Source organism: Kocuria gwangalliensis (assembly GCF_039544365.1).
Lineage (GTDB): Bacteria > Actinomycetota > Actinomycetes > Actinomycetales > Micrococcaceae > Kocuria > Kocuria gwangalliensis.
Window position 1 is genome coordinate 81,973 of sequence record NZ_BAABLN010000002.1, and the last position, 23,215, is coordinate 105,187.

Genomic DNA, 23,215 nt, shown 5'->3' on the forward strand with positions numbered 1-23,215 from the left:
CGATCACTCACTATTTCCGTTCGGAGGAGACCACCGTGAACCCCCAGGTCCAGCTCGACCCCCACGCTTTGGGGCGTGTCCACTTCATTGGCATGGGTGGGGCCGGTATGTCCGCCGTGGCCCGGTTGTTGCTGGCCCGCGGGGTACCCGTGAGCGGTTCGGATGCGCAGGACTCCCAGGGGCTGCGCGAACTGGAAGAGCTCGGAGCCACGGTGTTCGTGGGTCAGAGGGCCCAGAACGTGGCCGGTGCCGGGACCGTGGTGGTCTCCACCGCCATAAAGCCCACCAACCCGGAACTCGCGGCCGCGCGTGAGCAGGACCTGCGCGTGGTACACCGGTCGGAGGCACTGGCGTCCGCGATGCACGGGCAACGTGTCGTGGCCGTGGCCGGAACGCACGGGAAAACCACCACGAGTTCCATGGCCACGGTTGCCTTCCGCGCGGCGGGCCTCGACCCGTCGTGGGCCATTGGCGCGTTCGTGGCCGACCTGGGTGCCAACGCGGGATTCGCCGACGGCGAGTGGTTCGTGGCCGAGGCGGACGAGTCCGACGGCTCGTTCCTCGCCTACCTTCCCGAGATCGCCGTGGTCACCAACGTGGAACCGGATCATCTGGATCACTACGGTTCGGCCGCAGAATTCTTCGCGTCCTTCGACCGGTTTGCCGAGACCATCCGCCCGGGCGGCACCCTGGTCGTGTGCCTGGACGACGAGGGCTCGCGCAACCTGGCCGAGCGGCGTCGTCAGACCGGTGAGGCCGTGTTGAGCTACGGGCTGGACCGCGCCGCGGACGTTCACATCTCCGATGTGGAGGCGCGGGGCGTGGGCTCGCACTGCACCCTCACTTTCGCCCTGGCCGGGGAAGACGCTCGTTCACTCGAGTTGGACCTGCTGGTACCCGGAGCCCACAACATTGCCGACGCCGCGGCAGCGTTCACGGCCGGTGTGGCCGCGGGTGCGGAGCCGGAGGCACTCATCGACGGTCTGGGCCGGTTCCACGGCTCGGCCCGCCGCTTCGACCTGAAAGGCACCGCCCGCGGGGTCCGCGTCTTCGACGACTACGCCCACCACCCGACCGAGGTCCAGGCCGCGCTGACGGCGGCCCGTGAAGTGGCCGGAGAGCATAAGGTGCACGCAATTTTCCAACCACACCTGTATTCACGCACCCGCGAGTTCGCTGCCGAATTCGCCGCAGCGTTGGAACTCGCCGACCGCGCGTACGTCCTGGACGTCTTCGGGGCGCGCGAGGAACCCATTCCGGGCGTGACCGGGCACAGCATTGCGGAGCTCGCCGCATCCGGTCGTGTGGCGTCCACGCCGGAGGCGGAAGAAGCCATTGGTGCCGTCCTGCAATCGGCGGGGGCGGGTGACCTGATCCTCACGATCGGGGCCGGTGACGTCACGGCGCTGGGTCCCCAGATCGTGAACGGATTGGCGCTCAACTGATGGTCAGGCCCACTCCACCCCACCAACCGCGTCTGGGTCGGGAATCGGATTCTGCGGAACATGCGGATTCGCGAGCGGGCGAGGAGAATCTATTCGACCGTCCGACTCACGACGATTCGGGCGAGTTCTTCGAACCCGAACCGGTGCGGGTGCGCGTCAACGACGAGTCCAAAGTGTCCCGCGTGGACACCGGGCAGCTGGAAGAAACCCCGGTCCCGGGGAGCCGTTTCTCGTCCTGGCGCCAGCGCCGCAGGGTGGCCAAGGCGCAGTCAGCGGTGACCGAGGCGGAACCCACCGACGATGATCCGGACACCGTGGTGGCCTTTCCACGCAGTTCCCACCGCCGGCTCCGCCGCAACCGGTGGCTCGCCCTGCTCGGTGCATTACTGGCGGCGGGTCTGTTCGTGGGTCTCGTCTTCTTCTCACCGTTGTTCGCCACCCGCGCCATCGACGTGGAGGGCGCGCGCCTGACCAACCCCCAGAATGTCGAGGACGCCCTACAGCGGTTCGAGGGTGTACCACTGACCAGGATTTCCAAGGACGAGGTGCGTGAGGCCGTGGGCAACGTTCCCCAGGTGAAGTCCGTGGATGTGATCCTGAAACCTCCCCACACCATCACGGTGGAGCTGCACGAACGCGTGGGGGTGGCCACGGTACAGGAGGGACAGGAGCTGATCCTCGTCGATTCTCAGGGCAAGCAGTTGTCCACCTACGGGCAGCAGGACCGGCCCGACGTCCCCATGATCGAGGGTGGCAGGGACGTGCTGAGCACCGACAAATTCTCCGCGATCTCCAATGTCCTCGCCTCGTTGCCCGCCAACGTCCTGAGCCAGCTCGACACGGCCGCTGCGCCGTCGGAATCAGCGGTCGAGTTGACCTTTGCGGACGGCCGGAAGGCGATCTGGGGGGATTCCTCGAACAGTGAGTTGAAGGCACAGGTGCTCGCGGCTCTCGTGAACGATGAGGACACGGCGGACGGTACCGAGTACGACGTTTCAGCTCCCCTGCACCCGACCATTAAGTGACCGTGTCTCGATCCCATACCTCAGTGTCAAGCTCAGATTGAATGTACCGGATGCCCCGCTGATCAGCGGAAACGGCGACTTATCAGGAAACACAACCGATCGTGATAGGGAGAACCTCCGGGTGATTGGTACTCTAAGGGCGACATGAAAATCGATGTTTCCCCGCGTGTGTAAATTGCTCAAGTTTCAAGTGACTCTTGATCTTATTGGATTCGCACGTTGGATATCGGCAAGCCCCACGCGAGTTAGGTGCATATGGACTCCTCAACCCCCCAGAACTACTTGGCCGTCATCAAGGTGGTCGGCATCGGCGGCGGCGGTGTCAACGCTGTCAACCGCATGATCGAAGAAGGTCTGCGCGGCGTTGAGTTCATCGCCATCAACACCGATGCCCAGGCGCTGTTGATGTCGGACGCTGACGTCAAGCTAGACGTCGGTCGCGAATTGACCCGCGGTCTCGGCGCAGGCGCCAACCCCGATGTCGGACGCCAGGCAGCCGAGGACCACGAAGAGGAAATTCAGGAAGTGCTCAAGGGCGCCGACATGGTCTTCGTGACCGCCGGTGAGGGCGGTGGCACCGGTACCGGTGGCGCACCCGTGGTGGCGCGCATCGCCCGTTCGCTGGGTGCGTTGACCATTGGCGTGGTCACCCGTCCGTTCACGTTCGAGGGTCGGCGTCGCTCCAACCAGGCCGAAAACGGTATTGAAACCCTGCGCGACGAAGTGGACACGCTCATCGTGATCCCCAATGATCGGCTGCTGTCCATTTCCGATCGCAACGTGTCCATGTTGGACGCCTTCAAGTCCGCAGACCAGGTCCTGTTGTCCGGTGTCTCCGGTATCACCGATCTGATCACCACCCCGGGCCTGATCAACCTTGACTTCGCGGACGTGAAGTCGGTGATGCAGGGTGCGGGTTCCGCGCTCATGGGTATCGGATCGGCACAGGGCGAGGACCGCGCGGTCAAGGCCGCCGAGCTCGCCATCGCGTCGCCGTTGTTGGAAGCGTCCATTGATGGCGCCCACGGTGTGCTGTTGTCCATCCAGGGTGGTTCCGATCTCGGTTTGTTCGAGATCAACGAGGCCGCGCGCCTGGTGCAGGAAGTGGCTCACCCCGAGGCCAACATCATTTTCGGTGCCGTGATCGACGATGCCCTGGGTGACCAGGCACGCGTGACCGTCATTGCGGCCGGTTTCGACTCCGTGTCGCAGGAAACCAATGCCAACAACTCTTCTCCTGCGGATCGCCAGGCGGCCAATACCCGTGCGGCTTTCGGCGGCGACGCCTCACGCCCCTCGGGCGTGGGCCGTTCCCCGCAGCGCGGTGGCTCCTCCTACGGCAACAACAACTCGCAGTCCTTCGGTTCCCGGCAGTCCCAGCAGGACGACATCCCGGACGACGCCGGTTTCGACGTGGACCTGCCCGCCGAGGGCGAGTCCACCCCTTCCTCGGCCAACTCGTCCCGGAAGGATTCCCTGGACTTCCCGGATTTCCTGAAGTGAGTTGAGCGGGTTCTGCTGGCCGGGTAGACACCCGAGAGACTGAATCACGGGGTGGGTACCGCTTGGCGGTATCCACCCCGCAGTTTTGCAATGAGGAGATGATGTCTCGTGTGGTTCACCGACCGATTCGCCGGCGCGGCCGTGGCGTTCACGGACGCGACCGAGGGTAACCTGGCGGCGCACACCGGGGCGGACCCCGCCCAGGTGGCGGCACACAGGAGGGCACTCGAGGTCGGGCTAGGTCTGGCGGCCGGCTCCCTGCGGTACATGCATCAGGTCCACGGAACCGACGTGGTGACCTTCGCATCCAACGGCAGCGCGTCCAGGTCGACTCCGCTCGAGGCGCCCGTGGCGGACGCCGCGATCAGTGAGGACGGGACGCCCCTTGTCGTCTTGACCGCTGACTGTCTTCCGGTGATCTTTGTTGCCGAGCGCCCCGGAGCCGATACACCGCTCCTCGCGGTCGCCCACGCCGGCAGGCGCGGACTGCTCGACGGCGTGCTGCAGAACACCGTGGGAGCACTGCGTGAGCGTGGTGCTACCACGCTCACCGGGTGGATCGGCCCGGCCATCTGTGGTGCGTGCTACGAAGTGCCGGAAGACATGCGGGCGGAGTCCGCGCGCATGCTACCCGGTATCGACACCGAGACCTCCTGGCACAGTCCGGGACTCGACCTGCCGGGCACCGCACGCCGCGTCCTCGAAGGACTCCGGGTGCGAGTCGCTGACCCCGGCTCCGCTCGCTCGGACTGGTGCACGCTGGAGCACACCCAGCTGTACTCTTATCGACGCGATAAGACCACTTCTCGCCATGCGGGAATCGTGTGGGTGCCACCAGCATTCGAACCCGCGGGAAAGGACACACCGTGACTACCGCCGACGATCAGCAACCGGGTGATGACAACGTGGCCCGCACCGCGGAACTGGCACAACGGTTGTCCTCCGTGCGCCAACGAATCCTAGCGGCATCCGAGCAGCGTTCCGAGGACCGCGCCCACGGCGGTGAGTTGCCGTCGCTCATTGTCGTGACCAAGTTCTTCCCCGCCCAGGACGTGGTGCGCCTACGCGATCTGGGGGTGCGCGCCGTCGGCGAGAACAAGGACCAGGAAGCGCTGCCCAAGGCGCTGGAGGTCGCCGAGTCGCTGGCCGGGCGGGAGCCCGGCACGAGTGAACCCGTGTGGCATTTCATTGGTCAGTTGCAGTCCAACAAGGCAAAGCGCGTGGTGCGCTACGCATCGTGGGTGCATTCCGTGGACCGTGAGTCGCTGGTCGGTGCCCTGGGCAAGGCCGTGGCCAATCATCGCGCGGCGGTAGCAGCCGGTGATGTCACCGCCGGCCCGTGTGCCACGGCCGATCTCAAGTGCTGTATCCAGGTCAACCTGGACCCGTCAGCCGAGGAAGGCACGCAGCGCGGGGGAGCGCACCCCTCACACGTGGCCGAACTGGCTCGGCTGATCGACCGGACCGACGGGCTCGAACTGGCCGGTGTGATGGCCGTGGCCCCGCAGGATGGTGAACCGCGAGATGCCTTCGAGCGGCTCTGGAGCATTTCCCAGCATGTCCAGGGGGAATACCCCGGGGCCGGAGCCATCTCGGCGGGCATGAGTGGGGACCTCGAGGCTGCTGTGGCGGCCGGAGCCACTCACGTGCGCATCGGGTCGGATGTCCTCGGGCCGCGTCCCACCGTGCGGTAGCGTAAAGAGAGATAAATTTGCGGGTGAGTGTTGCACGCACCCGTCCAGTGATTGAGGAGTGACTATGGCCGGAGCGCTGCGTCGTACCATGATCTACCTCGGCCTTGCCGAGACCGACGACGACTACACCTCCGAAGCGACCGGACGTCCCCGGGAAGTCACACAGGTACCGGCAAGCGGTTCCACCGCCGCGTCCGGTGAGACAACGAGCGGCGCCGCGGCACGGCGTTCCGCGGAATACCGAGCCCCCGTGACACCCATCCGAAGGGCCCCCAGTTCCCGAGAGGACGACAGCGAATTGCGCACCATCACCACTGTGCACCCCCGCTCCTACAACGATGCCAAGTCAATTGGCGAAGCGTTCCGTGACGGTACCCCCGTGATCATGAACGTGTCGGACATGGGAGAGGCGGAAGCCAAGCGCCTCGTGGATTTCGCGGCCGGGCTGGTGTTCGCCCTCCACGGTTCGATCGAACGTGTCACCGCCAAGGTGTTCTTGCTCACGCCCTCCTATGTGGAGGTACGAGACCAGGGCCACACCAGTGACATTGATGAAGAGACCGACTCCTACGGTCAGGCCGAGGGCTGATCATGAGCCTGATCCTGTCCGTCCTGTATTTGCTGGTCCACCTCGTCTATGTGGCGCTACTGGGCCGACTCGTGCTGGACTGGGTGCAAATGTTCGCTCGGAGCTGGCGACCACAGGGAATCGTGCTGGTGGCGGCGTCGGCGATCTACTCGGTGACGGATCCCCCCATGAACCTGTTGCGCCGGGTGGTCCCGCCGCTGCGGCTCGGCGGCGTGGCCCTGGACCTGGGTTTCCTGATCCTGGTCTTCGCGGTCAGCATCATTCAGTCGATCCTGTGGGGAATGCTCCTGAGGGCATAAGTGTCGGTGACACCCCGCTCACCGCGCGTTAGTTACGCCGTAGTTGTATCCTTGGCGTGAAATAACTTGACCGAGGCCTGGCATTCGCGGCTTGATTGGAAGTAGGAGTAAAGCACTCACATGACTTTGACACCAGAAGACGTCATCAATAAGCGGTTCCAGCCCACCAAGTTCCGTGAGGGATACGACCAGGACGAGGTCGATGACTTCCTGGACGAGATCGTGGCGGAACTGCGCCGTTTGAACGAGGAGAATGAAGACCTGCGCAAGCAGGTCGAGACCGCCGGTGGCCAGGTGACTGCCGCGCAGCGTGACGATTCTGCGGCATCCGCGCCGGTCGCTCCGGAGGAGCCGGTGGTCGAGTCCGAGACCACGGAGGTTCGTGAAACCTCAGCTCCGGTCCCGGCCGCGGCTCCGACCGCTCCGGCCGTCGCAGAGGGCTCCCAGCCCAGCACCGAATCGGCCGAGTCCGCGGCGGGTGTGCTCGCCATGGCCCAGAAGCTCCACGACGAGTACGTGGCGCAGGGCCGTTCCGAACGCGAACGACTGATCTCCGAGGGCCGCACCCAGGCCGACACACTCGTGTCGGACGGCAAGCGCACCAAGGAAGAGACCCTTTCCTCGCTGGAGAAGGAAAAGTCCCGCCTGGAGGCGTCCGTCAACGAACTGCGCACCTTCGAGCGCGATTACCGTAGCAACCTCAAGGACTTCATCAACGGTCAGCTGCGTGACATCGATGCAACCGGCTCCTTGGCGCCCAGTGACGCGCCGGCCGGTAAGGCGTCGAACCGCACCGTGGTCAAGTAACACTCGGTGTCGCATCAAGCCCGCGAGACAGCGGCGGCTCCCACTCCTTCGGGGCGGGGCCGCCGCTGCCTCATTCTGTCCCTGGTGGTGGCCGCGCTCATTTACGCCGCTGATCAACTCACCAAACTATGGGTCGTTGCGGAACTACCCCTGGGTCAACAGTTCCCCGTGGTCCCGGGGCTGTTGTGGTGGCAGCACATCCGCAACAGCGGTGCCGCGTTCTCCCTGGGCTCGGATTTCACCTGGATCTTCACGGTCGTCATGGCCGCCGTGGTCGTGTTCATTGCAGCCACGCTGCGCAAGGTCCGGCACCCGATCTGGGCCGTGGGGCTGGGTCTGGTACTCGGTGGTGCCTCCGGTAATCTCACCGACCGCCTGGTGCGTGAGCCCAGCTTCGGGCAGGGTCACGTGGTCGATTTCATCGCGGTGCCGAATTTCGCGATCTTCAATCTGGCCGATTGCGGAGTAGTGGTGGGAATCGCCGTGATCATGATCCTGATCCTCGGCGACCGGGACATGACACGACCCGCCGATCGCCGCACGGCGGACACCGATGACCAGGCCTCCCGTGAATCGCAGACCGAAAGGCCCGCCCCCGACAATGACTGACTCCCGCACCCGCCCCACAGGCTCGGACCCCGAGTACGTGTCGGAGCGCTTCACCGTGTCCGACGACCTCGACGGTGCGCGCGCCGACGCCGCCGTGGCCGCCTGGACCGGCCTGTCCCGTTCCGCGGCGACCCAGTTGTGCGCCGAGGACCGCGTGCTGTTCAAGGGCAGGCCCGTTGCCAAGTCCCACCGGGTGGAGACATCCGAAACGTACGCGGTGGACGTTCCCGTGCCGGAGGATCCGACCCGCATCGCCCCGCAGCACGTGGCCGATCTGCAACTGGTGCACGTGACTCCGGGCTACGTGGTGGTCGACAAGCCGGCGGGCGTCGCGGCCCATCCGTCTCCCGGCTGGAAGGGACCCACCGTGGTCGGGGCGTTGGCGGGGGCCGGTGTGTCCATTTCGACCTCGGGTGCGCCCGAGCGGCAGGGCATCGTGCACCGCCTGGACGTGGGAACCTCGGGGCTCATGGTGGTGGCCCGCAATGAGAATGCATATACGGTGCTCAAGCGCGCCTTCAAAGAGCGCACGGTGACCAAGGTGTACCACACGGTGGTGCAGGGGATTCCGGATCCGCTCAAGGGCACGATCGATGCGCCCATTGGTCGCCACCCCGGGCACGAGTGGCGCTTCGCCGTGCTCGAGGACGGCCGCGATTCAATCACCCACTACGAGGTGCTGGAGGCCTTCGGCCGGGCGTCTCTCGTGGAGGTGCACCTGGAAACCGGGCGCACCCACCAGATCCGCGTGCATTTCTCGGCGCTGAAGCACGCGTGCGCCGGGGACCTGACCTACGGGGCGGACCCGGCATTGTCCGCGGGCCTCGGCCTGACCAGGCAGTGGTTGCACGCCAAGAAGCTGGGCTTCGCGCACCCCGAGACGGGGGGCTACGTCGAGTACGAAAGCGCCTATCCAGCGGATCTTGCGTTCGCCGTGGAAACCTTGCGAGAGGGCGGTCCGCAACTCTGAACGTGCCGGAAGCTTCGACCATCGCGAGAGCCAGCGGCGTCGTCGGGTAAGTGGCGGGTGTGGTCGGTAGGCGAGGCCCGAATGAGGCGTAGCTCGCGCTCGCCGGAACGTGAGGTTGTCGGCGTCCCGTCCTAGACTGGTCCGGTGACCACGGCGACCGGCAAAAAAGGCTTCACCCACCTCCACGTACACACCGAGTACTCAATGCTCGACGGTGCTGCACGCCTGGACGATTTGTTCGAGGAATGCCACCGTCAGGGCATGGATTCCCTGGCCACCACGGACCACGGGTTCGTGTTCGGCGCCTATGACTTCTGGAACCGCGCTCGCTCTGCGGGGATCAAGCCGATCATCGGTGTGGAAGCGTACCTGAGCCCGGGCACCGCGCGGCAGGATCGCACCCGCGTGAAGTTCGCGGACGGGGGCCGTGACGACGTTTCCGGTGGTGGCGCGTACACGCACATGACGATGCTCGCCGAGACGAGCGAGGGCATGCAGAACCTCTTCCGCGCCTCGACCAAGGCGTCCCTGGAGGGTCAGCTCTACAAGCCGCGCATGGACCGTGAACTGCTGAACCAGTACGGTAAGGGGCTGATCGCCACCACGGGGTGCCCCTCGGGCGAGGTGCAGACCCGGTTGCGACTGGGTCAGTACGATCAGGCCGTCCAGGCCGCCGCGGAGTACCGCGACATTTTCGGCGCCGAGAACTTCTACTGCGAGCTCATGGACCACGGTCTGGGTATCGAGAAGCGGGTGACACAGGATCTGCTGAAACTCGCCAAGCAGCTGAATTTGCCCCTCGTGGCCACCAACGATCTGCATTACACGCACGCGGAGGACGCCAAATCCCACGCGGCCCTGCTGTGCGTGCAATCCGGCTCCACGCTGCAGGATCCCAAGCGTTTCAAGTTCGACGCGGATGAGTTCTACCTCAAATCTCCCGAACAAATGCGTGAACTCTTCCGCGATTTCCCGGACGCCTGTGACAACACGTTGGAGATCGCCGAGCGGTGCAACGTGGGGTTCGACACCTCCGCCAACTACATGCCTCGCTTCCCCGTTCCCGAGGGCGAGAACGAGGAATCCTGGTTCGTGAAGGAGGTCGAGAAGGGCCTGCATTACCGGTTCCCGAGCGGCATTCCGGATGACGTGCGCAAACAGGCGGAGTACGAGAAGGGCATCATCATCCAGATGGGCTTCCCCGGGTACTTCCTGGTGGTGGCCGACTTCATCAACTGGGCCAAGGACAACGGCATCCGCGTGGGTCCCGGGCGTGGTTCCGGTGCCGGTTCCATGGTTGCGTATGCCATGCGCATCACCGAGCTCAACCCCCTGCAGCACGGACTGATCTTCGAGCGCTTCCTCAACCCGGACCGTGTGTCCATGCCCGACTTCGACGTCGACTTCGATGATCGGCGCCGTTCCGAGGTCATCCACTACGTGACCGAGAAGTACGGCGACGAGCGCGTGGCCATGATCGTCACGTACGGCACCATCAAGGCGAAGCAGGCGCTCAAGGACTCCTCCCGAGTGCTCGGCTACCCGTTCTCCATGGGCGAGAAGCTCACCAAGGCCATGCCGCCGGACGTCATGGGCAAGGGCATCTCACTCAAGGACGTCTACGACCAGGACGCCAAACGTTACGACGAAGCCGGTGAGCTTCGCGACACCCTGGCCGATGATCCCGAAGCCATGAAGGTTTTCGAAACCGCTCAGGGTCTGGAGGGGCTCAAACGCCAGTGGGGTGTGCACGCGGCCGGTGTGATCATGTCCTCGGACCCGCTCATCGACATCATTCCGTTGATGCGCCGTGAGCAGGACGGCCAGGTGATCACGCAGTTCGACTACCCCACGTGTGAGGGCCTGGGTCTGATCAAGATGGACTTCCTGGGGCTGAGGAACCTCACGATCATCTCGGACGCGCTCGAGAACATCACCCTCAACCGTGACGGTTTCGTGCTCGATCTGGAGCATTTGAACGTGGACGACAAGGGGTCCTACGATCTGCTGGCCCGCGGCGAGACCCTGGGAGTGTTCCAGCTGGACGGTGGCCCCATGCGCCAGCTGCTCAAGCTCATGCGCCCCGACAACTTCGAGGACATCTCCGCGACCATTGCGCTGTACCGTCCGGGGCCCATGGGCGCCAACTCGCACACCAATTACGCGCTGCGGAAGAATGGTGCGCAGGAAATCACGCCCATCCACCCGGAACTGGAAGAACCGCTCGCGGAGATCCTGGACACCACCTACGGCCTGATCGTGTATCAGGAGCAGGTGATGGCGATTGCGCAGAAGGTGGCCGGCTACTCGCTGGGTCAAGCCGACATTTTGCGCCGCGCCATGGGCAAGAAAAAGAAATCCGAGCTGGACAAGCAGTACAAGGGCTTTCACCAGGGCATGATCGACCGCGGGTATTCCGAGGCGGCCATCAAATCACTGTGGGACATCCTGCTCCCGTTCTCCGACTACGCGTTCAACAAGGCACACTCCGCCGCCTACGGTCTGGTGTCCTATTGGACCGCGTTCCTCAAGGCGCACTATCCGGCCGAGTACATGGCCGCGTTGCTCACCTCCGTGGGAGACGATAAGGACAAACTTGCCCTTTACCTCACCGAGTGTCGCCACATGGGCATCACGGTGCTCCCACCGGACGTCAACGAGTCCGCATTGAACTTCACTCCCGTGGGCACGGACATCCGTTTCGGCATGGGGGCCGTGCGCAACGTGGGTGCCAACGTGGTGCAGGCCATGGTCAACGCCCGCCATGAGAAGGAACGCTTCACGTCTTTCAACGACTTCCTGGCCAAGGTTCCCGCGGTGGTCTGCAATAAGCGAACCATCGAGTCCATGATCAAGGCCGGCGCGTTCGACCAGCTCGGTCATACCCGGCGCGGACTGGTCATGTGTCACGAACAGGCCGTGGAAGATTTCGTCGCCCAGAAAAAGAAAGAGGACAACGGCGAGTTCACGTTCGATCTCTTCGCCATGGGCGGTTCCGACGATCCCGAGGGGGACACGTTCTCGGTCGAGGTGCCGGACGTTCCCGAGTGGGAACGCAAGGACATGTTGGCGTTCGAGCGCGAAATGCTGGGCCTTTACGTGTCCGATCACCCGTTGCGCGGTCTCGACGACGCCCTGAGCCAGTACACGGACACCGCCATCCAGCCGCTGTTGTCCGACGACAACAACCGGCCCGACGGCGCCGTTGTCACCGTGGGCGGCATGATCACATCACTGTCGCGGCGCATTGCCAAAACCTCCGGTAACGCTTACGCGCGGATTGAGCTCGAGGACCGTTCGGGGTCCATTGAGATCATGTTCTTCGGCAAGGCGTACGCGCCCATTGCCGGGGTGCTCACGGAGGACCTGATCTGCGTGATCAAGGGACGCATGCAGCGCCGTGACGACGGTTCCATCTCGATCTCCGCCCAGGAACTCACCGTTCCGGAGCTCAGCATGGACGGTACCTCCGGTCCCGTGTGCGTGGCGCTGCCCGAGCACCGCGCCACGGAGGCCACCATCCGCCAGATTGGCGAGGTGCTGCGCAACCATCGCGGCGAGTCCGAGGTCCGCATCCACTTGGACACCCACCGCTCACTCCAGGTGCTGCGGCTAGGACCCGAGCATCGGGTCAATCCCACGCCGGCGCTGTTCGGTGACCTCAAGGTGCTGTTGGGTCCGGCCTGCCTGGAAGCCTGATCGGCTCGTGGTTCTCGCGGCCGGGCCGTCCAGGTTCTGGGTGCCCGGGCGATCCGCCGTGCGCTTGTAGAATGGCAGGGTGACTGAACAAACCCTGGATTCCGCAACCGCAACCACTCCCTCCGGCTTCCTGCGGGTCATCGACCTGCGCGGACAGCACCTGAGCTGGAACGAGCTGCGTCATGCGGTACCGAGGCAAACGGCGTCGTCCGTGGCCGAAGCGGAAGCCAGTGTGCGTTCGATCATCGACAACGTCCGGTCCAACGGCGCGGCGGCCGTCCGCGAGTACGCCCAGAAGTTCGACCGCGTGATGCAGGACCGCATCAAGGTTGACCCGGCAGAGATCCAGAAGGCCGTGCGCGAGCTGGATCCCGCGGTGCGCAAGGGTTTGGAAACGGCGATTGAGCGCACTCGTCGATTCGCCACGGCCCAGCGCCCGGCGGACGTCGAGGTGGAGATCGCCCCGGGTGCCGTGCTGAACCATCGCTGGACCCCGGTCAAGCGCGCGGGCCTCTATATTCCCGGGGGCCTGGCCGTGTACCCGTCGTCGGTGATCATGAACGTCGTGCCCGCTCAGGCAGCGGGTGTGGAGTCCGTGGTGCTGTGCACTCCGCCGCAAAAGAATTTCGGGGGGCTTCCGCACCCCGTGATCCTGGCCGCCGCCGGTTTGCTCGAGGTGGACGAGGTCTGGGCCATTGGCGGCGCGCAGTCGCTAGCGGCCATGGCATATGGGCTGACCGACGGCGAGGACGTCCTGGAACCGGTGAACACCGTGACCGGTCCCGGCAACATCTTCGTGGCGATGGCCAAACGTCAGCTGCGCTCCATGGTGGGTGTGGATGCCGAGGCCGGCACCACCGAGATCGCCATCATCGCTGACGCCACCGCGGACCCGCGTTTCGTTGCGGCCGACCTGATTTCCCAGGCCGAACACGATCCGGATGCGGGCTCGGTGCTGATCACCGATTCCGCCCCGCTGGCCCATGCGGTCGAGGCCGAGCTCGCCACCCAGGTGGCGGACGCCAAGCACCACGAACGCATAGGGATCGCCCTGCGCGGTCCCCAGTCCGGTGTGGTGCTGACGGACAACCTGGACCGTGCCATCGAGGTGGCCGATGCGTACGCCGCGGAGCACCTCGAGATCCACACGGAGAATGCCCGTGAGGTGGCCGCTCGTGTGCGCAACGCCGGTGCGATCTTCATTGGCTCCTACAGTCCCGTGCCGCTGGGCGATTACGCGGCCGGCTCCAATCACGTGTTACCCACGGGTGGCACCGCGGTCTTCAATTCGGGTCTGCAGGCGGCGTCGTTCATGAAGGCCGTGCAGGTCATCGAGTACAACCAGGACGCGTTGGCCGAACTCGAGGATGACATCGTGGCGCTGGCCACGAGCGAAGATCTGCCGGCTCACGCGCGCGCTGTGACCATCCGCTCCGAAACATCCGGCCGGAAAGGCTGACCCGTGCACTGCCCGTTCTGCCGACACAATGACTCCAAGGTGGTCGATTCCCGCACCACCGACGACGGTACGGCGATCCGCCGCCGCCGCCAATGCACGGAGTGCGGGCGCCGCTTCTCCACGTTGGAAACCACGTCGATCTCGGTGATCAAGCGCTCCGGTGTCACGGAGCCGTTCGACCGTCAAAACATTGTCAACGGTGTGCGCAAGGCGTGCCAAGGCCGTCCCGTGAGCGAGGACGACCTGGCGATGCTCGCCCAAGAAGTCGAAGAATCGGTGCGCGCCTCGGGCTCCGCCGAGATCGACGCCCACGATGTGGGCCTGGCGATTCTCACCCCGCTACGGCGACTGGATGTCGTGGCCTACCTCCGGTTCGCGTCCGTGTATCAGGCGTTCGAAGGCCTCGAAGACTTCGAGCGAGCCATTGATGTGTTGCGTGATCAGCAAGCGGAATTGGCCGGTCAGCAAACCTTGGTCCCGGACACCTCGCGGCGCCACACCGCTCCTGCCGCACGACGCCGCTCGGCGCGCAAACCCGTGTCGGGCACCGCCGCAACGTCGTTGCCGGCCCCGGCTGGTGAGGCGGAGGAGAGCGAACCCAAGCCCCGGCGCAAACGCGCCGCCAAGAAGCAGCAGGAAACGGCCACGCAGCCGCGGTTGCTGTAGCTCGGGTACTCTCACCTACCCTGGGTAACAGAAGTCACCCGCACGGAAGGGAACCAGCGTGGTCAAGGACCCGGAACATCTTCCGCCCTACAAGAAGTGGGACTGGCTCTGGCGTTCGACCTTCGAGCTGGAGTACCAGGGGACGCTTCTGGTGGCGGATGTGGACTACTTCGACTTCTCCGAGCGGATCCGCCTGTATCGGGACGGTGATTTCGTGGCCGCAGGCTCGTCACCGGTCAGGCTCCCCGTGGATTGCCAAGCAACGGTGGAGGCGGCGTTGTCGCTCTACGGGATGCGGTACGTCCGGCTCGTTCGCTCGAGCGCTGGAACCTCGGAGACCTTTCGTCCGAGCCCGGGCACGGGCGAGGACCGGCGCGCGCGGTTTGCGGCCAATTACCCGGGGCCGGACAGGATTATTTCGATGTGCTCGTGGATCGTGTTGATGTTGGCGCTACTCACGCAGGTTCCGGAGATTCTGAATGTCGTGGGCCGGATCTTCGACGTCTACGTGCCAACCTTTCAACTGCCCAACTGGTTGAACATCACGCTGCAGATCGGTGGCGTCCTTGCCGGGTTGGACCGTGCGCTGCGCATGAAGTTCAATCGCTGGATCGACGAAACACACCTGTAGGCCGGCTTCTTCGATCTGCGCATTCAGCGAACGGGATCCGCCGCCGCGCCGTCGGTTGCGGGGTCCTCGAGCGGTGCGCCGCCCAGGGCCTGCTCCTGCCAGTGGGTCACTACCCAGCGCTCGTCGGAGCCCTCGATCACCACGGCACCGGTGTTGGAAAGCGCGTTGTGCGCCACGAAGTCCACATCGACGTTCTCGCACCGGGCCGCGGTCCAGGCGCGAATAATGGCGCCGTGTGACACGAGAATGGCGACCTCTCCGTCACCTGGGCCGTGGGCGGCCTCCGACACGACAGCGTCAAATCGCCGGATCACGTCGTGACCATTTTCTTCCGAGCCCGGGACCCGAGCGTTCCAATCACCCGCGGACCACCCCACGGCGGTGCGGACGTAGGTTTGAATCGATTCCTCGTCGTTGGCCATTTCCAGATCACCCGCCGAGATTTCCCGGAGACTTGCCCGCACGGTCGGCTCCAGTCCGAAGTGCTCGGCCAGGGGAGCGGCGGTCTGCTGGGTCCTCACGAGATCGGACACGAATATTCTCCGGACTGATTCACGCCCCAGGGCGTCCACCAGCGCTTCGGCCTGTTCGCGCCCGAGATCGGTGAGGTCGGCACCGGGGACCGCGGTGTCCAAGTGCTGACCCACATTGGAGCTGGTTTGACCGTGTCGAACGAGAATGAGCCGCACGAGAATTTCTCGCCTTTCCGCAGGTAAGTAGCAACCACAGGGTGCTTCGGTTCACGCTAGTGCACCCGTGAGCGCCGAGGACAATCGGGTGTCCGCGGTCAGCAAGAGGCGGCGGGTGACGGGGATGGCTAGACGGGGAGCCCCAGGCGACGTCGTCGTTGCCTGTTGATCAAGGCCGTTGTGGTACCCAGCAGCACCAGGGCGGACACCACCCACACCGATTTGATCCCGATGGTGACGTAGCACAGGCCGCCCAGCACGGCGCCGATGACCAGCGAGAGCCACAGGATGAAGTACCGTAACCATGCCCGGTGACTGCCCCCGAAGAACGCGCCCACGAACCGCTGGGACATCTTGACCAGGGTGCCGGTCATGTATGTGAGCGAAATGGACACCTCACCGTCCCGTTCGAAAATGCTGTTCATGGCGCCCACGGTGAATGACAAACTGAGCACGGCTAGGAGACCGTGTCCTAATGCCACCCAGACCGAGGCCACGGAGACGGTGAAACACACGAACAGGAGGACGGCTTCCCTGGGTCGGGTGGGCGGGAGGCGACGATGGGCCACACGGCTGATGAGGGAGCCGATCATGACTCCCGTGAGGAACAAGGCCATGACCCCGGCAGCTCGCCACGCAACATCCCAGCTGCCCTCCACGGCCGCGGTGGTCATTCGGGTGGTGTTACCCGACATGAAGGACAGGAAGAACCCGCCCAGGTAGAGGAACCCCAGAGCGTCGATGAACCCGGTGATCGAGGAGAGATACCACGCCAACGCTCGCTCTCCGAGGCGATACCCTTCCATGCCCGTCCGTCCCTCCCGTGGTCGACGTGGGGAGCTCTCACGGGGTGAGCTCCCCACGAAAAAAGCGGCCTCCCTCGAGGGGAGACCGCAGTGAGACCGTGCTGACCGGTCCCTGGTGGCCGTGTCCACCATCTGGTGGGCCCTACCGGGATCGAACCGATGACATCTACGGTGTAAACGTAGCGCTCTACCAGCTGAGCTAAAGGCCCTTTATAATCGGGTGGGCATAACTGATCCAGCTGCCAGCACCCGATTGGGGTATAGCCTACCTGCACGTACGTAATTCCTGGTAGCCGCGACCGAACGTCCGGTGTGTGTAGTTGATCACGTATCCGCCCGCCACCGGGCTGGTGCGTCAACGGGTTGTGAGCCATTCGACAGTGCAGAAGTTGGCATCTGATGGCAAGCATGGGTTAACGTAGGAGTCACGAACGCACGGAACAGTGCCTTCGTACCAGGGGACGCTGGTGCGCTGGATCGCTTTCGGGCGTGACAGATACGGCGGTTCGATTCCGTCGGTCTCCACCGTAGAAGCCCCGGACCGCACAGGTCCGGGGCTTCTCCCTTGCCCAACTGTGAGCGTGGGAACAAAAGGCAATACCCGCTCAGCCGCCCCCTCGGTGCGTAGGCTTGTGCCATGGCTGCAGATAAGAAAGCTCAAATTGGTGTCACCGGCCTCGCGGTGATGGGCGCGAACCTCGCCCGCAACTTTGCTCGCCACGGTTACTCCGTGGCCCTTCATAACCGCTCGGTGGGTAAAACCGATGCTCTGCTCGAGGAGCACGGTTCGGAAGGCGATTTCATTCGCACCGAGACCATGCAGGAACTCGTGGACTCCTTGGAGAAGCCGCGGCGCATCCTGGTCATGGTCAAGGCGGGTGCTCCCGTGGACTCCGTGATCGAACAACTCACTCCGTTGCTCGACAAGGACGACATCATCATCGACGGGGGTAACTCGTACTTCCAGGACACGCGCCGCCGCGAGCGGGAATGCGCGGAGAACGGCCTGCACTTCGTGGGAATCGGTGTGTCCGGCGGTGAGGAGGGCGCTCTGAACGGCCCGTCCATCATGCCGGGTGGTTCCGAGGAGTCCTACAAGAGCCTGGGTCCCATGCTCGAGGACATATCAGCCAAGGCCGGCGACGGTAAGCCCTGCTGCGCTTGGATCGACACGGACGGTGCCGGTCACTTCGTGAAAATGGTGCACAACGGCATCGAGTACGCAGACATGCAGGTTATCGGTGAGGCGCACGAGCTGCTGCGCTCGGTCGCCGGGCTGGAACCGGCCGAACAGGCAGACGTGTTCGACGAGTGGAACAAGACCGAGCTGTCGTCCTACCTGATCGAGATCACCGCCCACGTTCTGCGTCAGGTGGACTCCAAGACCGGCAAGCCGTTCATTGATATCGTGGCCGACGCCGCCGGGCAGAAAGGCACCGGGCGTTGGACCGTTCAGGAAGCCCTCGAGTTGGGGTCGCCCGTCACGGCCATAGCCGAGTCCGTGTTCGCTCGGGCGCTGTCCTCCTCCGAGCCGGAAATGCGCCGTGAGGCCCAGGACATCCTGCCCGCGGGCATCGGAGACACCACCGAAGACGTGGTCAAGGACCCGGAGTTCGTGGACGACATCCGTAAGGCGCTCTACGCGTCCAAGTTGGTCTCCTACGCCCAGGGCCTGGACATGCTCACCATGGCCGGCCGTGAATACGGTTGGGATCTGAACCTGGCCACCATCGCCAGCCTGTGGCGCGAGGGCTGCATCATTCGAGCGGAGCTGCTCAACGTGATCATGGAGGCCTACGCGGGGGACAAGGATCCCCTGAACCTTCTGTTCGCCCCCGAGTTCATTGCGGCCATGGAGGATGCATTGCCCGCATGGCGCCGGGTGGTGGCACGCGCCGTGGAACGCGGCATTCCGGCACCGGTGTTCTCCTCGGCGTTGGCCTACTACGACGCCCTGCGGCGCCCCCGGTTGAATGCCGCCCTGACCCAGGGCCTGCGCGACTACTTCGGCGCGCACACCTACAAGCGTGTGGACGATCCGGAGAGCTCGTTCCACGTCCTGTGGAGCGGAAACCGTTCAGAGGTCGTCTCCTGATTCGCAGACAGTAGAGCCACTCACGACGCCGCGGGCCGCCTTTCGAACGAAAGGCGGCCCGCGGCGTCGTGATTCTCAGAAGAGCTCGACAGCCTCAGATCCACATGGCGGGATCGATGTAGGTGGCCGGGTCCACCAGGGGTTCCTGCTTCTCGGGCGTGCGCTGGCGAATCTTGCCGGGAATGCCCGTGACGATGGAGTCCTCCGGGACGTCCTTGACGACCACGGCATTGGCACCCACGGCGGAATCCGATCCGATCATCAGGGGGCCCAGGATCTTGGCGCCGGCGCCGATGGTGACACGGTCGCCCACGGTGGGGTGACGCTTGACCGGCTCCAGGGAACGGCCGCCCAGGGTCACGCCGTGATAAATCATGACGTCCTCGCCGATCTCAGCGGTTTCCCCGATCACCACACCCATGCCGTGATCAATGAAGAAACGCCGGCCAATGGTGGCGCCAGGGTGGATCTCCACACCGGTGGCCCACCGCGCAGCCTGGGACACCGTGCGGGCCAGTAAACGCGTGTTGGGGTCCTGCCACAGCTTGTGTGAGAGCCGGTGCGCCCAGATGGCGTGCAGCCCCGAATAATTCAGCGCGATCTCGAGATTCGAGCGAGCCGCTGGATCGTGGACGTGGGCGGTTTCGAGATCCTCCTTGAGTCTGCGCCAAAAGCTCACGTGTCATTACCTCTTCTGCTCCGCCCCGTGTCCGGGGGCCCAATGATCTCGTGATGTCAGCCGACACCGGTGGCGTCGTTTGTGCCAACGCTATCGAACTCTCATGCTATTCCCGCGCCCGAAGCATCCTCGAGAAGCCGCGGGTCTCGGCGGCAATGGTCTTAAAAGCGCATGCGCGGCGGCGACCCTCTGGCCGCTCGCCGCGCATGCGTTCTCGACTCATCCGCTGTGAGGCGGAATCAGCCGCGGATGTCTTCGTAAAGGATGGTGGAGATGTAACGCTCACCGAAGTCGCACACGATCGCCACGATCAGCTTGTCGCGGTTCTCTTCCTTGGCGGCTTCCTCGAGCGCGGCCCACACGATGGCACCGGATGAGATGCCGCCCAAAATACCCTCGCGTGAACCCAGTTCACGGGCGGTGGTCACGGAATCTTCAACGGTGACGTCGTACACGTCGTCGTAGATCTCGCGGTTGAGGATCTCGGGAATGAAGTTCGCGCCGAGACCCTGAATCTTGTGGGGGCCGGCCTTGCCCTCGGTCAGCAGCGGGGAATCCGAAGGCTCCACAACGACCATGCGAATGTCGGGCTTCTGCTCGCGCAGGTACTTGCCGGCACCGGAAATGGTGCCACCGGTGCCAATGCCGGCTACGAAGATGTCGATGTCGCCGTTGGTGTCTTCCCAGATCTCCGGGCCGGTGGTGTTGTAGTGGACATCCACGTTGGCGGGATTGGCGAACTGACGGGCCAGCACGGCGTTCTCGGTGGTGTTCACGATTTCCTCGGCCTTGTCCACGGCACCGCGCATGCCCTCGGCGCCGGGGGTCAGAACGATTTCCGCGCCGAAGGCACGCAGCATCACACGACGCTCGGTGGACATGGTCTCGGGCATGGTCAGGATGACCTTGTAACCGCGAGCCGCACCCACCATGGCCAGAGCGATACCGGTGTTGCCGGAGGTGCCCTCCACCACGGTGCCGCCGGGCTTGAGCTCACCGGACGCCTCGGCGGCGTCAATGATGGCCTTACCGATCCGGTCCTTGACCGAGTTGGCCGGGTTGTAGAACTCGAGCTTGACGGCAACATTGCCGGGAAGGTCCTGGTCCAAGTGGTTCAAGCGGACCAGGGGAGTTCCGCCCACGATTTCCGTGATGTTCTCGTAAATCTTGCCCATGGATGTTTCTCCTGTCGTGGATTCGTGCCGGGAGGTGTGTCAGCGCAAAACTGGTTTTCAGCCTAGCGCCGGTGCCTGTCGGATCTCAGTGCGTTAGCCACACGGCGTAATCTTTGCGGACCTTGGCCAACTTGGGATTGATGATCACCTGGCAGTAGCCGTTGAATGGTTGGTTTCCGTAAAAATCCTGGTGGAAATCTTCGGCCTCCCACAGTGGCTGGGGTTCTTCGATGGTCGTGACGATCGGGTCCTGAAACAGGGGCTGAGCTTTGTTGATTGCCTGCTCGAAGAGTGCCCGCTGCTGCTCGTTGGCGGGGAACATGGCGGAGCGGTACTGCGTGCCCACGTCGTAGCCTTGCCGGTTCAACGTGGTGGGATCGTGGCCGGTGAAGAACAGGTCCAGGATCACGTCCGCGGGAACCACCATGGGGTCGAAGGTGACGACCACGGCTTCCGCGTGACCCGTGGTGCCCGAGCACACTGATTCGTAATCCGGGTGCTGCGTCTGGCCGCCGGTGTACACGCTGCGGACGTCTTGCACGCCGCGGACCCGGCGGTAGACGGCGTCCAAGCACCAGAAGCAACCGCCGGCGAGCACAAAGGTTTCTGTTGAGGGAGAACTCATAGTCCATATAACGCGCAAATCGCCGCACAATTCCCGAGCCGCCGGCGGTCTGCCCTCCTAGGATGGTCACATGACGTCCGAGGCCCAACCCCACCACCGATTGATGCCCACACTTGCACAGGTGGTGGATGCCGCGGATTCCCTGTGGCCGTTCCGGCTCCAGGAGAACTGGGACGCCTCGGGCTTGGTCACCGGCCGTCCGGACCAGCCGGTGCAACGCATCCTTTTCGCGGTGGATCCGGTGGCCCCGGTCATCGCTGACGCGCTCCAGCGCCACGCCGACCTCCTGATCACCCACCACCCGCTCCTCCTGCGAGGTGCCACCTCCGTGGCGGCGCTCGGGTTCAAGGGACGGGTGATCCACGACCTGATCGAGAACCGCTGTGCCCTCCTCGCCTGCCACACCAATGCGGACTCCGCTCGCCGGGGCGTGTCCGACGCCCTGATCGCGGCCACCGGTGTCAATCCCGACGACGCCGCCCCGCTCTTTGCTGACGGCACCGACCCGAACGCGGGGCTGGGGCGCGTGGGCACCCTGTCCCGCAGCGTGAGCTTGCGGGAACTCGCCCACCGCCTGGCCACGAATCTCCCTGGCACCGCGCAGGGACTGCGCATCGCGGGGGACCCGGATCAAATGATCACCACCGTTGCCGTGTGCGGTGGCGCCGGCGATTCACTGTTCGAAGAGGTCCGTGCCGCGCGGGCGGACGTGTACATCACCGCGGACCTGCGCCACCACCCCGCCTCAGAAGCACGCGAGCACGCCCTGGGACCCGGAGGTCATGGCGCGCCCGCACTGATCGACGCCGCGCACGCAGCGAGCGAGGCCCTGTGGCTTCCCTGGGGTGCCCAGGACCTGCAGCGAACGCTTGCCGCCCGGGGATTCGACGTGGAGGTATCCGTGAGTGATGTGCGAACCGACCCGTGGGATTTCCGGGTAGCCTCACCCGACTCCGATTCAACGCCGAATCACACCTCAGGAGAGACTTCATGACCGAACAACAGGCCGCTTTGCTCGCCCTCCTGGACCTCCAGGCGGTGGATTCCGAACTGCACGCCATCATGGTCAAGGCCAAATCCTTGCAGGAGTCCGAGCATGTGAAATCGTTATTGGCCCGCCGCGCCCAGGCCATCGAGGCGGCCAAGCAGTTGGATGCCCGTGGCAAAGAAGCCGCGAGCGCCGTCGACGGGGCGGACACCAAGGTGCGGGAGATTCAGGCCAGGATCGACCGGGACAGCGAGCGGCTCAACCACGGTGGAACGGCCAAGGATTTAATGGGGATCCAGCACGAGATCGACACGCTCACCAAGCAGCGTGGCCACGCCGAGGACGCCCAGTACCAGGCCATGGAACACGCCGAAGCGGTGGCGGCGGACCGGGAACAGAAACTCCCGCTGTTGCGCGCCGCGGACGCCCAGGCCCGAGATGCGGTGAGCGAGCGGGATCGGGGTTTGGCCGAGTTGCAGGATCGTCACCGCGAGCTCACGGCCCAACGGCCCGAACGGGTGAGCGCGGTGGGCGACGAGACCCTGGTCGCGCGCTACGACTCGCTGCGCAATGCCCGCGGGGGCGGGCGGATCGCGGTTGCACGGTTCGAGCGCGAGACATGCGGGGCGTGCGGAACGCACATGAGTCCGGGGGACGCGCAATTGATCCTCAACGCGCCCGCCGGAACCATTCCCACGTGCATCGAGTGCTCCGCGCTCTTGGTCCGCTGAGCAGACCGGGCCGGGTCGCGCGGTAGGATCG

Annotated in this window: 22 protein-coding genes and 1 tRNA gene; 17 read left to right on the forward strand and 6 right to left on the reverse strand. The window is 64.6% G+C overall.

Annotation, left to right across the window (positions count from 1 at the left end; genetic code table 11):
- Positions 1-35 precede the first annotated feature (35 nt).
- The 14 genes from murC (at position 36) to ABEA06_RS01710 (ending at position 15,396) form a co-directional block, all read left to right on the forward strand.
- The gene (gene murC, locus ABEA06_RS01645) at positions 36-1,445 is read left to right on the forward strand and encodes a UDP-N-acetylmuramate--L-alanine ligase (protein ID WP_345310347.1); all 1,410 of its coding nucleotides are present in this window, start codon (positions 36-38) and stop codon (positions 1,443-1,445) included.
- A complete protein-coding gene (locus ABEA06_RS01650; RefSeq protein ID WP_312395326.1) occupies positions 1,445-2,470 on the forward strand; it encodes a cell division protein FtsQ/DivIB in 1,026 nt (341 codons plus the stop codon). Before murC ends, ABEA06_RS01650 begins: the two co-directional genes overlap by 1 nt.
- A gap of 255 nt (positions 2,471-2,725) precedes the next feature.
- Positions 2,726-3,973 (forward strand): cell division protein FtsZ, encoded by a 1,248-nt coding sequence (ftsZ, locus tag ABEA06_RS01655; protein WP_303381763.1) that lies wholly within the window; start codon positions 2,726-2,728, stop codon positions 3,971-3,973.
- A 108-nt stretch (positions 3,974-4,081) separates the two neighbouring features.
- Complete coding sequence (locus ABEA06_RS01660; protein ID WP_345310348.1) at positions 4,082-4,843, forward strand: polyphenol oxidase family protein; 762 nt, start codon at positions 4,082-4,084, stop codon at positions 4,841-4,843.
- On the forward strand, positions 4,840-5,667 hold the full coding sequence (locus tag ABEA06_RS01665; protein WP_303381761.1) for a YggS family pyridoxal phosphate enzyme: 828 nt from the start codon (positions 4,840-4,842) through the stop codon (positions 5,665-5,667). The genes ABEA06_RS01660 and ABEA06_RS01665 overlap by 4 nt, the downstream gene beginning before the upstream one ends.
- Before the next feature lie 64 nt (positions 5,668-5,731).
- Positions 5,732-6,256, forward strand: a complete 525-nt coding sequence (locus ABEA06_RS01670) for a cell division protein SepF (RefSeq protein WP_345310349.1) — start codon at positions 5,732-5,734, stop codon at positions 6,254-6,256.
- Positions 6,257-6,258: 2 nt separating this feature from the next.
- The gene (locus tag ABEA06_RS01675; RefSeq protein WP_303382865.1) at positions 6,259-6,555 is read left to right on the forward strand and encodes a YggT family protein; all 297 of its coding nucleotides are present in this window, start codon (positions 6,259-6,261) and stop codon (positions 6,553-6,555) included.
- A 120-nt stretch (positions 6,556-6,675) separates the two neighbouring features.
- Positions 6,676-7,362 carry a DivIVA domain-containing protein gene (locus ABEA06_RS01680; RefSeq protein ID WP_345310350.1) on the forward strand — a complete coding sequence of 229 codons (687 nt, stop codon included), beginning with the start codon at positions 6,676-6,678 and terminating at the stop codon, positions 7,360-7,362.
- A gap of 6 nt (positions 7,363-7,368) precedes the next feature.
- On the forward strand, positions 7,369-7,971 hold the full coding sequence (lspA, locus tag ABEA06_RS01685; protein WP_396415689.1) for a signal peptidase II: 603 nt from the start codon (positions 7,369-7,371) through the stop codon (positions 7,969-7,971).
- Entirely contained in the window at positions 7,964-8,941 is a 978-nt protein-coding gene (locus ABEA06_RS01690; protein WP_345310351.1) for an RluA family pseudouridine synthase, read from the forward strand. Before lspA ends, ABEA06_RS01690 begins: the two co-directional genes overlap by 8 nt.
- A gap of 204 nt (positions 8,942-9,145) precedes the next feature.
- The gene (gene dnaE, locus ABEA06_RS01695; RefSeq protein ID WP_425559484.1) at positions 9,146-12,640 is read left to right on the forward strand and encodes a DNA polymerase III subunit alpha; all 3,495 of its coding nucleotides are present in this window, start codon (positions 9,146-9,148) and stop codon (positions 12,638-12,640) included.
- Positions 12,641-12,719: 79 nt separating this feature from the next.
- Positions 12,720-14,099, forward strand: coding sequence for a histidinol dehydrogenase (hisD, locus tag ABEA06_RS01700; protein WP_345310353.1), 1,380 nt, complete (start codon positions 12,720-12,722; stop codon positions 14,097-14,099).
- Between the two features lie 3 nt (positions 14,100-14,102).
- The gene (nrdR, locus tag ABEA06_RS01705) at positions 14,103-14,765 is read left to right on the forward strand and encodes a transcriptional regulator NrdR (protein ID WP_303382860.1); all 663 of its coding nucleotides are present in this window, start codon (positions 14,103-14,105) and stop codon (positions 14,763-14,765) included.
- A 58-nt stretch (positions 14,766-14,823) separates the two neighbouring features.
- The gene (locus ABEA06_RS01710) at positions 14,824-15,396 is read left to right on the forward strand and encodes a hypothetical protein (RefSeq protein WP_345310354.1); all 573 of its coding nucleotides are present in this window, start codon (positions 14,824-14,826) and stop codon (positions 15,394-15,396) included.
- A gap of 23 nt (positions 15,397-15,419) precedes the next feature.
- On the opposite strand, the gene ABEA06_RS01715 is transcribed toward ABEA06_RS01710, so the two are convergent.
- The 3 genes from ABEA06_RS01715 to ABEA06_RS01725 form a co-directional block, all read right to left on the reverse strand.
- Complete coding sequence (locus ABEA06_RS01715; RefSeq protein ID WP_312395311.1) at positions 15,420-16,085, reverse strand: histidine phosphatase family protein; 666 nt, start codon at positions 16,083-16,085, stop codon at positions 15,420-15,422.
- A 128-nt stretch (positions 16,086-16,213) separates the two neighbouring features.
- Positions 16,214-16,891, reverse strand: a complete 678-nt coding sequence (locus ABEA06_RS01720; protein WP_345310355.1) for a YoaK family protein — start codon at positions 16,889-16,891, stop codon at positions 16,214-16,216.
- Positions 16,892-17,024: 133 nt separating this feature from the next.
- A tRNA-Val gene (locus tag ABEA06_RS01725) sits at positions 17,025-17,100 on the reverse strand.
- A 428-nt stretch (positions 17,101-17,528) separates the two neighbouring features.
- On the opposite strand from ABEA06_RS01725, the gene gndA reads away from it, so the two are divergent.
- On the forward strand, positions 17,529-18,986 hold the full coding sequence (gene gndA, locus ABEA06_RS01730; protein ID WP_345310356.1) for an NADP-dependent phosphogluconate dehydrogenase: 1,458 nt from the start codon (positions 17,529-17,531) through the stop codon (positions 18,984-18,986).
- Between the two features lie 94 nt (positions 18,987-19,080).
- Here the strand turns inward: gndA and epsC are convergent, their stop codons facing one another.
- The 3 genes from epsC to msrA form a co-directional block, all read right to left on the reverse strand.
- Positions 19,081-19,665, reverse strand: coding sequence for a serine O-acetyltransferase EpsC (gene epsC, locus ABEA06_RS01735; protein ID WP_303381617.1), 585 nt, complete (start codon positions 19,663-19,665; stop codon positions 19,081-19,083).
- Positions 19,666-19,904: 239 nt separating this feature from the next.
- The gene (gene cysK / locus ABEA06_RS01740) at positions 19,905-20,840 is read right to left on the reverse strand and encodes a cysteine synthase A (RefSeq protein WP_303381618.1); all 936 of its coding nucleotides are present in this window, start codon (positions 20,838-20,840) and stop codon (positions 19,905-19,907) included.
- Between the two features lie 85 nt (positions 20,841-20,925).
- Complete coding sequence (msrA, locus tag ABEA06_RS01745) at positions 20,926-21,465, reverse strand: peptide-methionine (S)-S-oxide reductase MsrA (RefSeq protein WP_303381619.1); 540 nt, start codon at positions 21,463-21,465, stop codon at positions 20,926-20,928.
- Positions 21,466-21,535: 70 nt separating this feature from the next.
- Here msrA and ABEA06_RS01750 point away from each other — a divergent pair, with 70 nt between their 5' ends.
- Entirely contained in the window at positions 21,536-22,459 is a 924-nt protein-coding gene (locus tag ABEA06_RS01750; protein WP_345310357.1) for a Nif3-like dinuclear metal center hexameric protein, read from the forward strand.
- Positions 22,456-23,184 carry a zinc ribbon domain-containing protein gene (locus ABEA06_RS01755; protein ID WP_345310358.1) on the forward strand — a complete coding sequence of 243 codons (729 nt, stop codon included), beginning with the start codon at positions 22,456-22,458 and terminating at the stop codon, positions 23,182-23,184. Before ABEA06_RS01750 ends, ABEA06_RS01755 begins: the two co-directional genes overlap by 4 nt.
- Positions 23,185-23,215 lie beyond the last annotated feature (31 nt).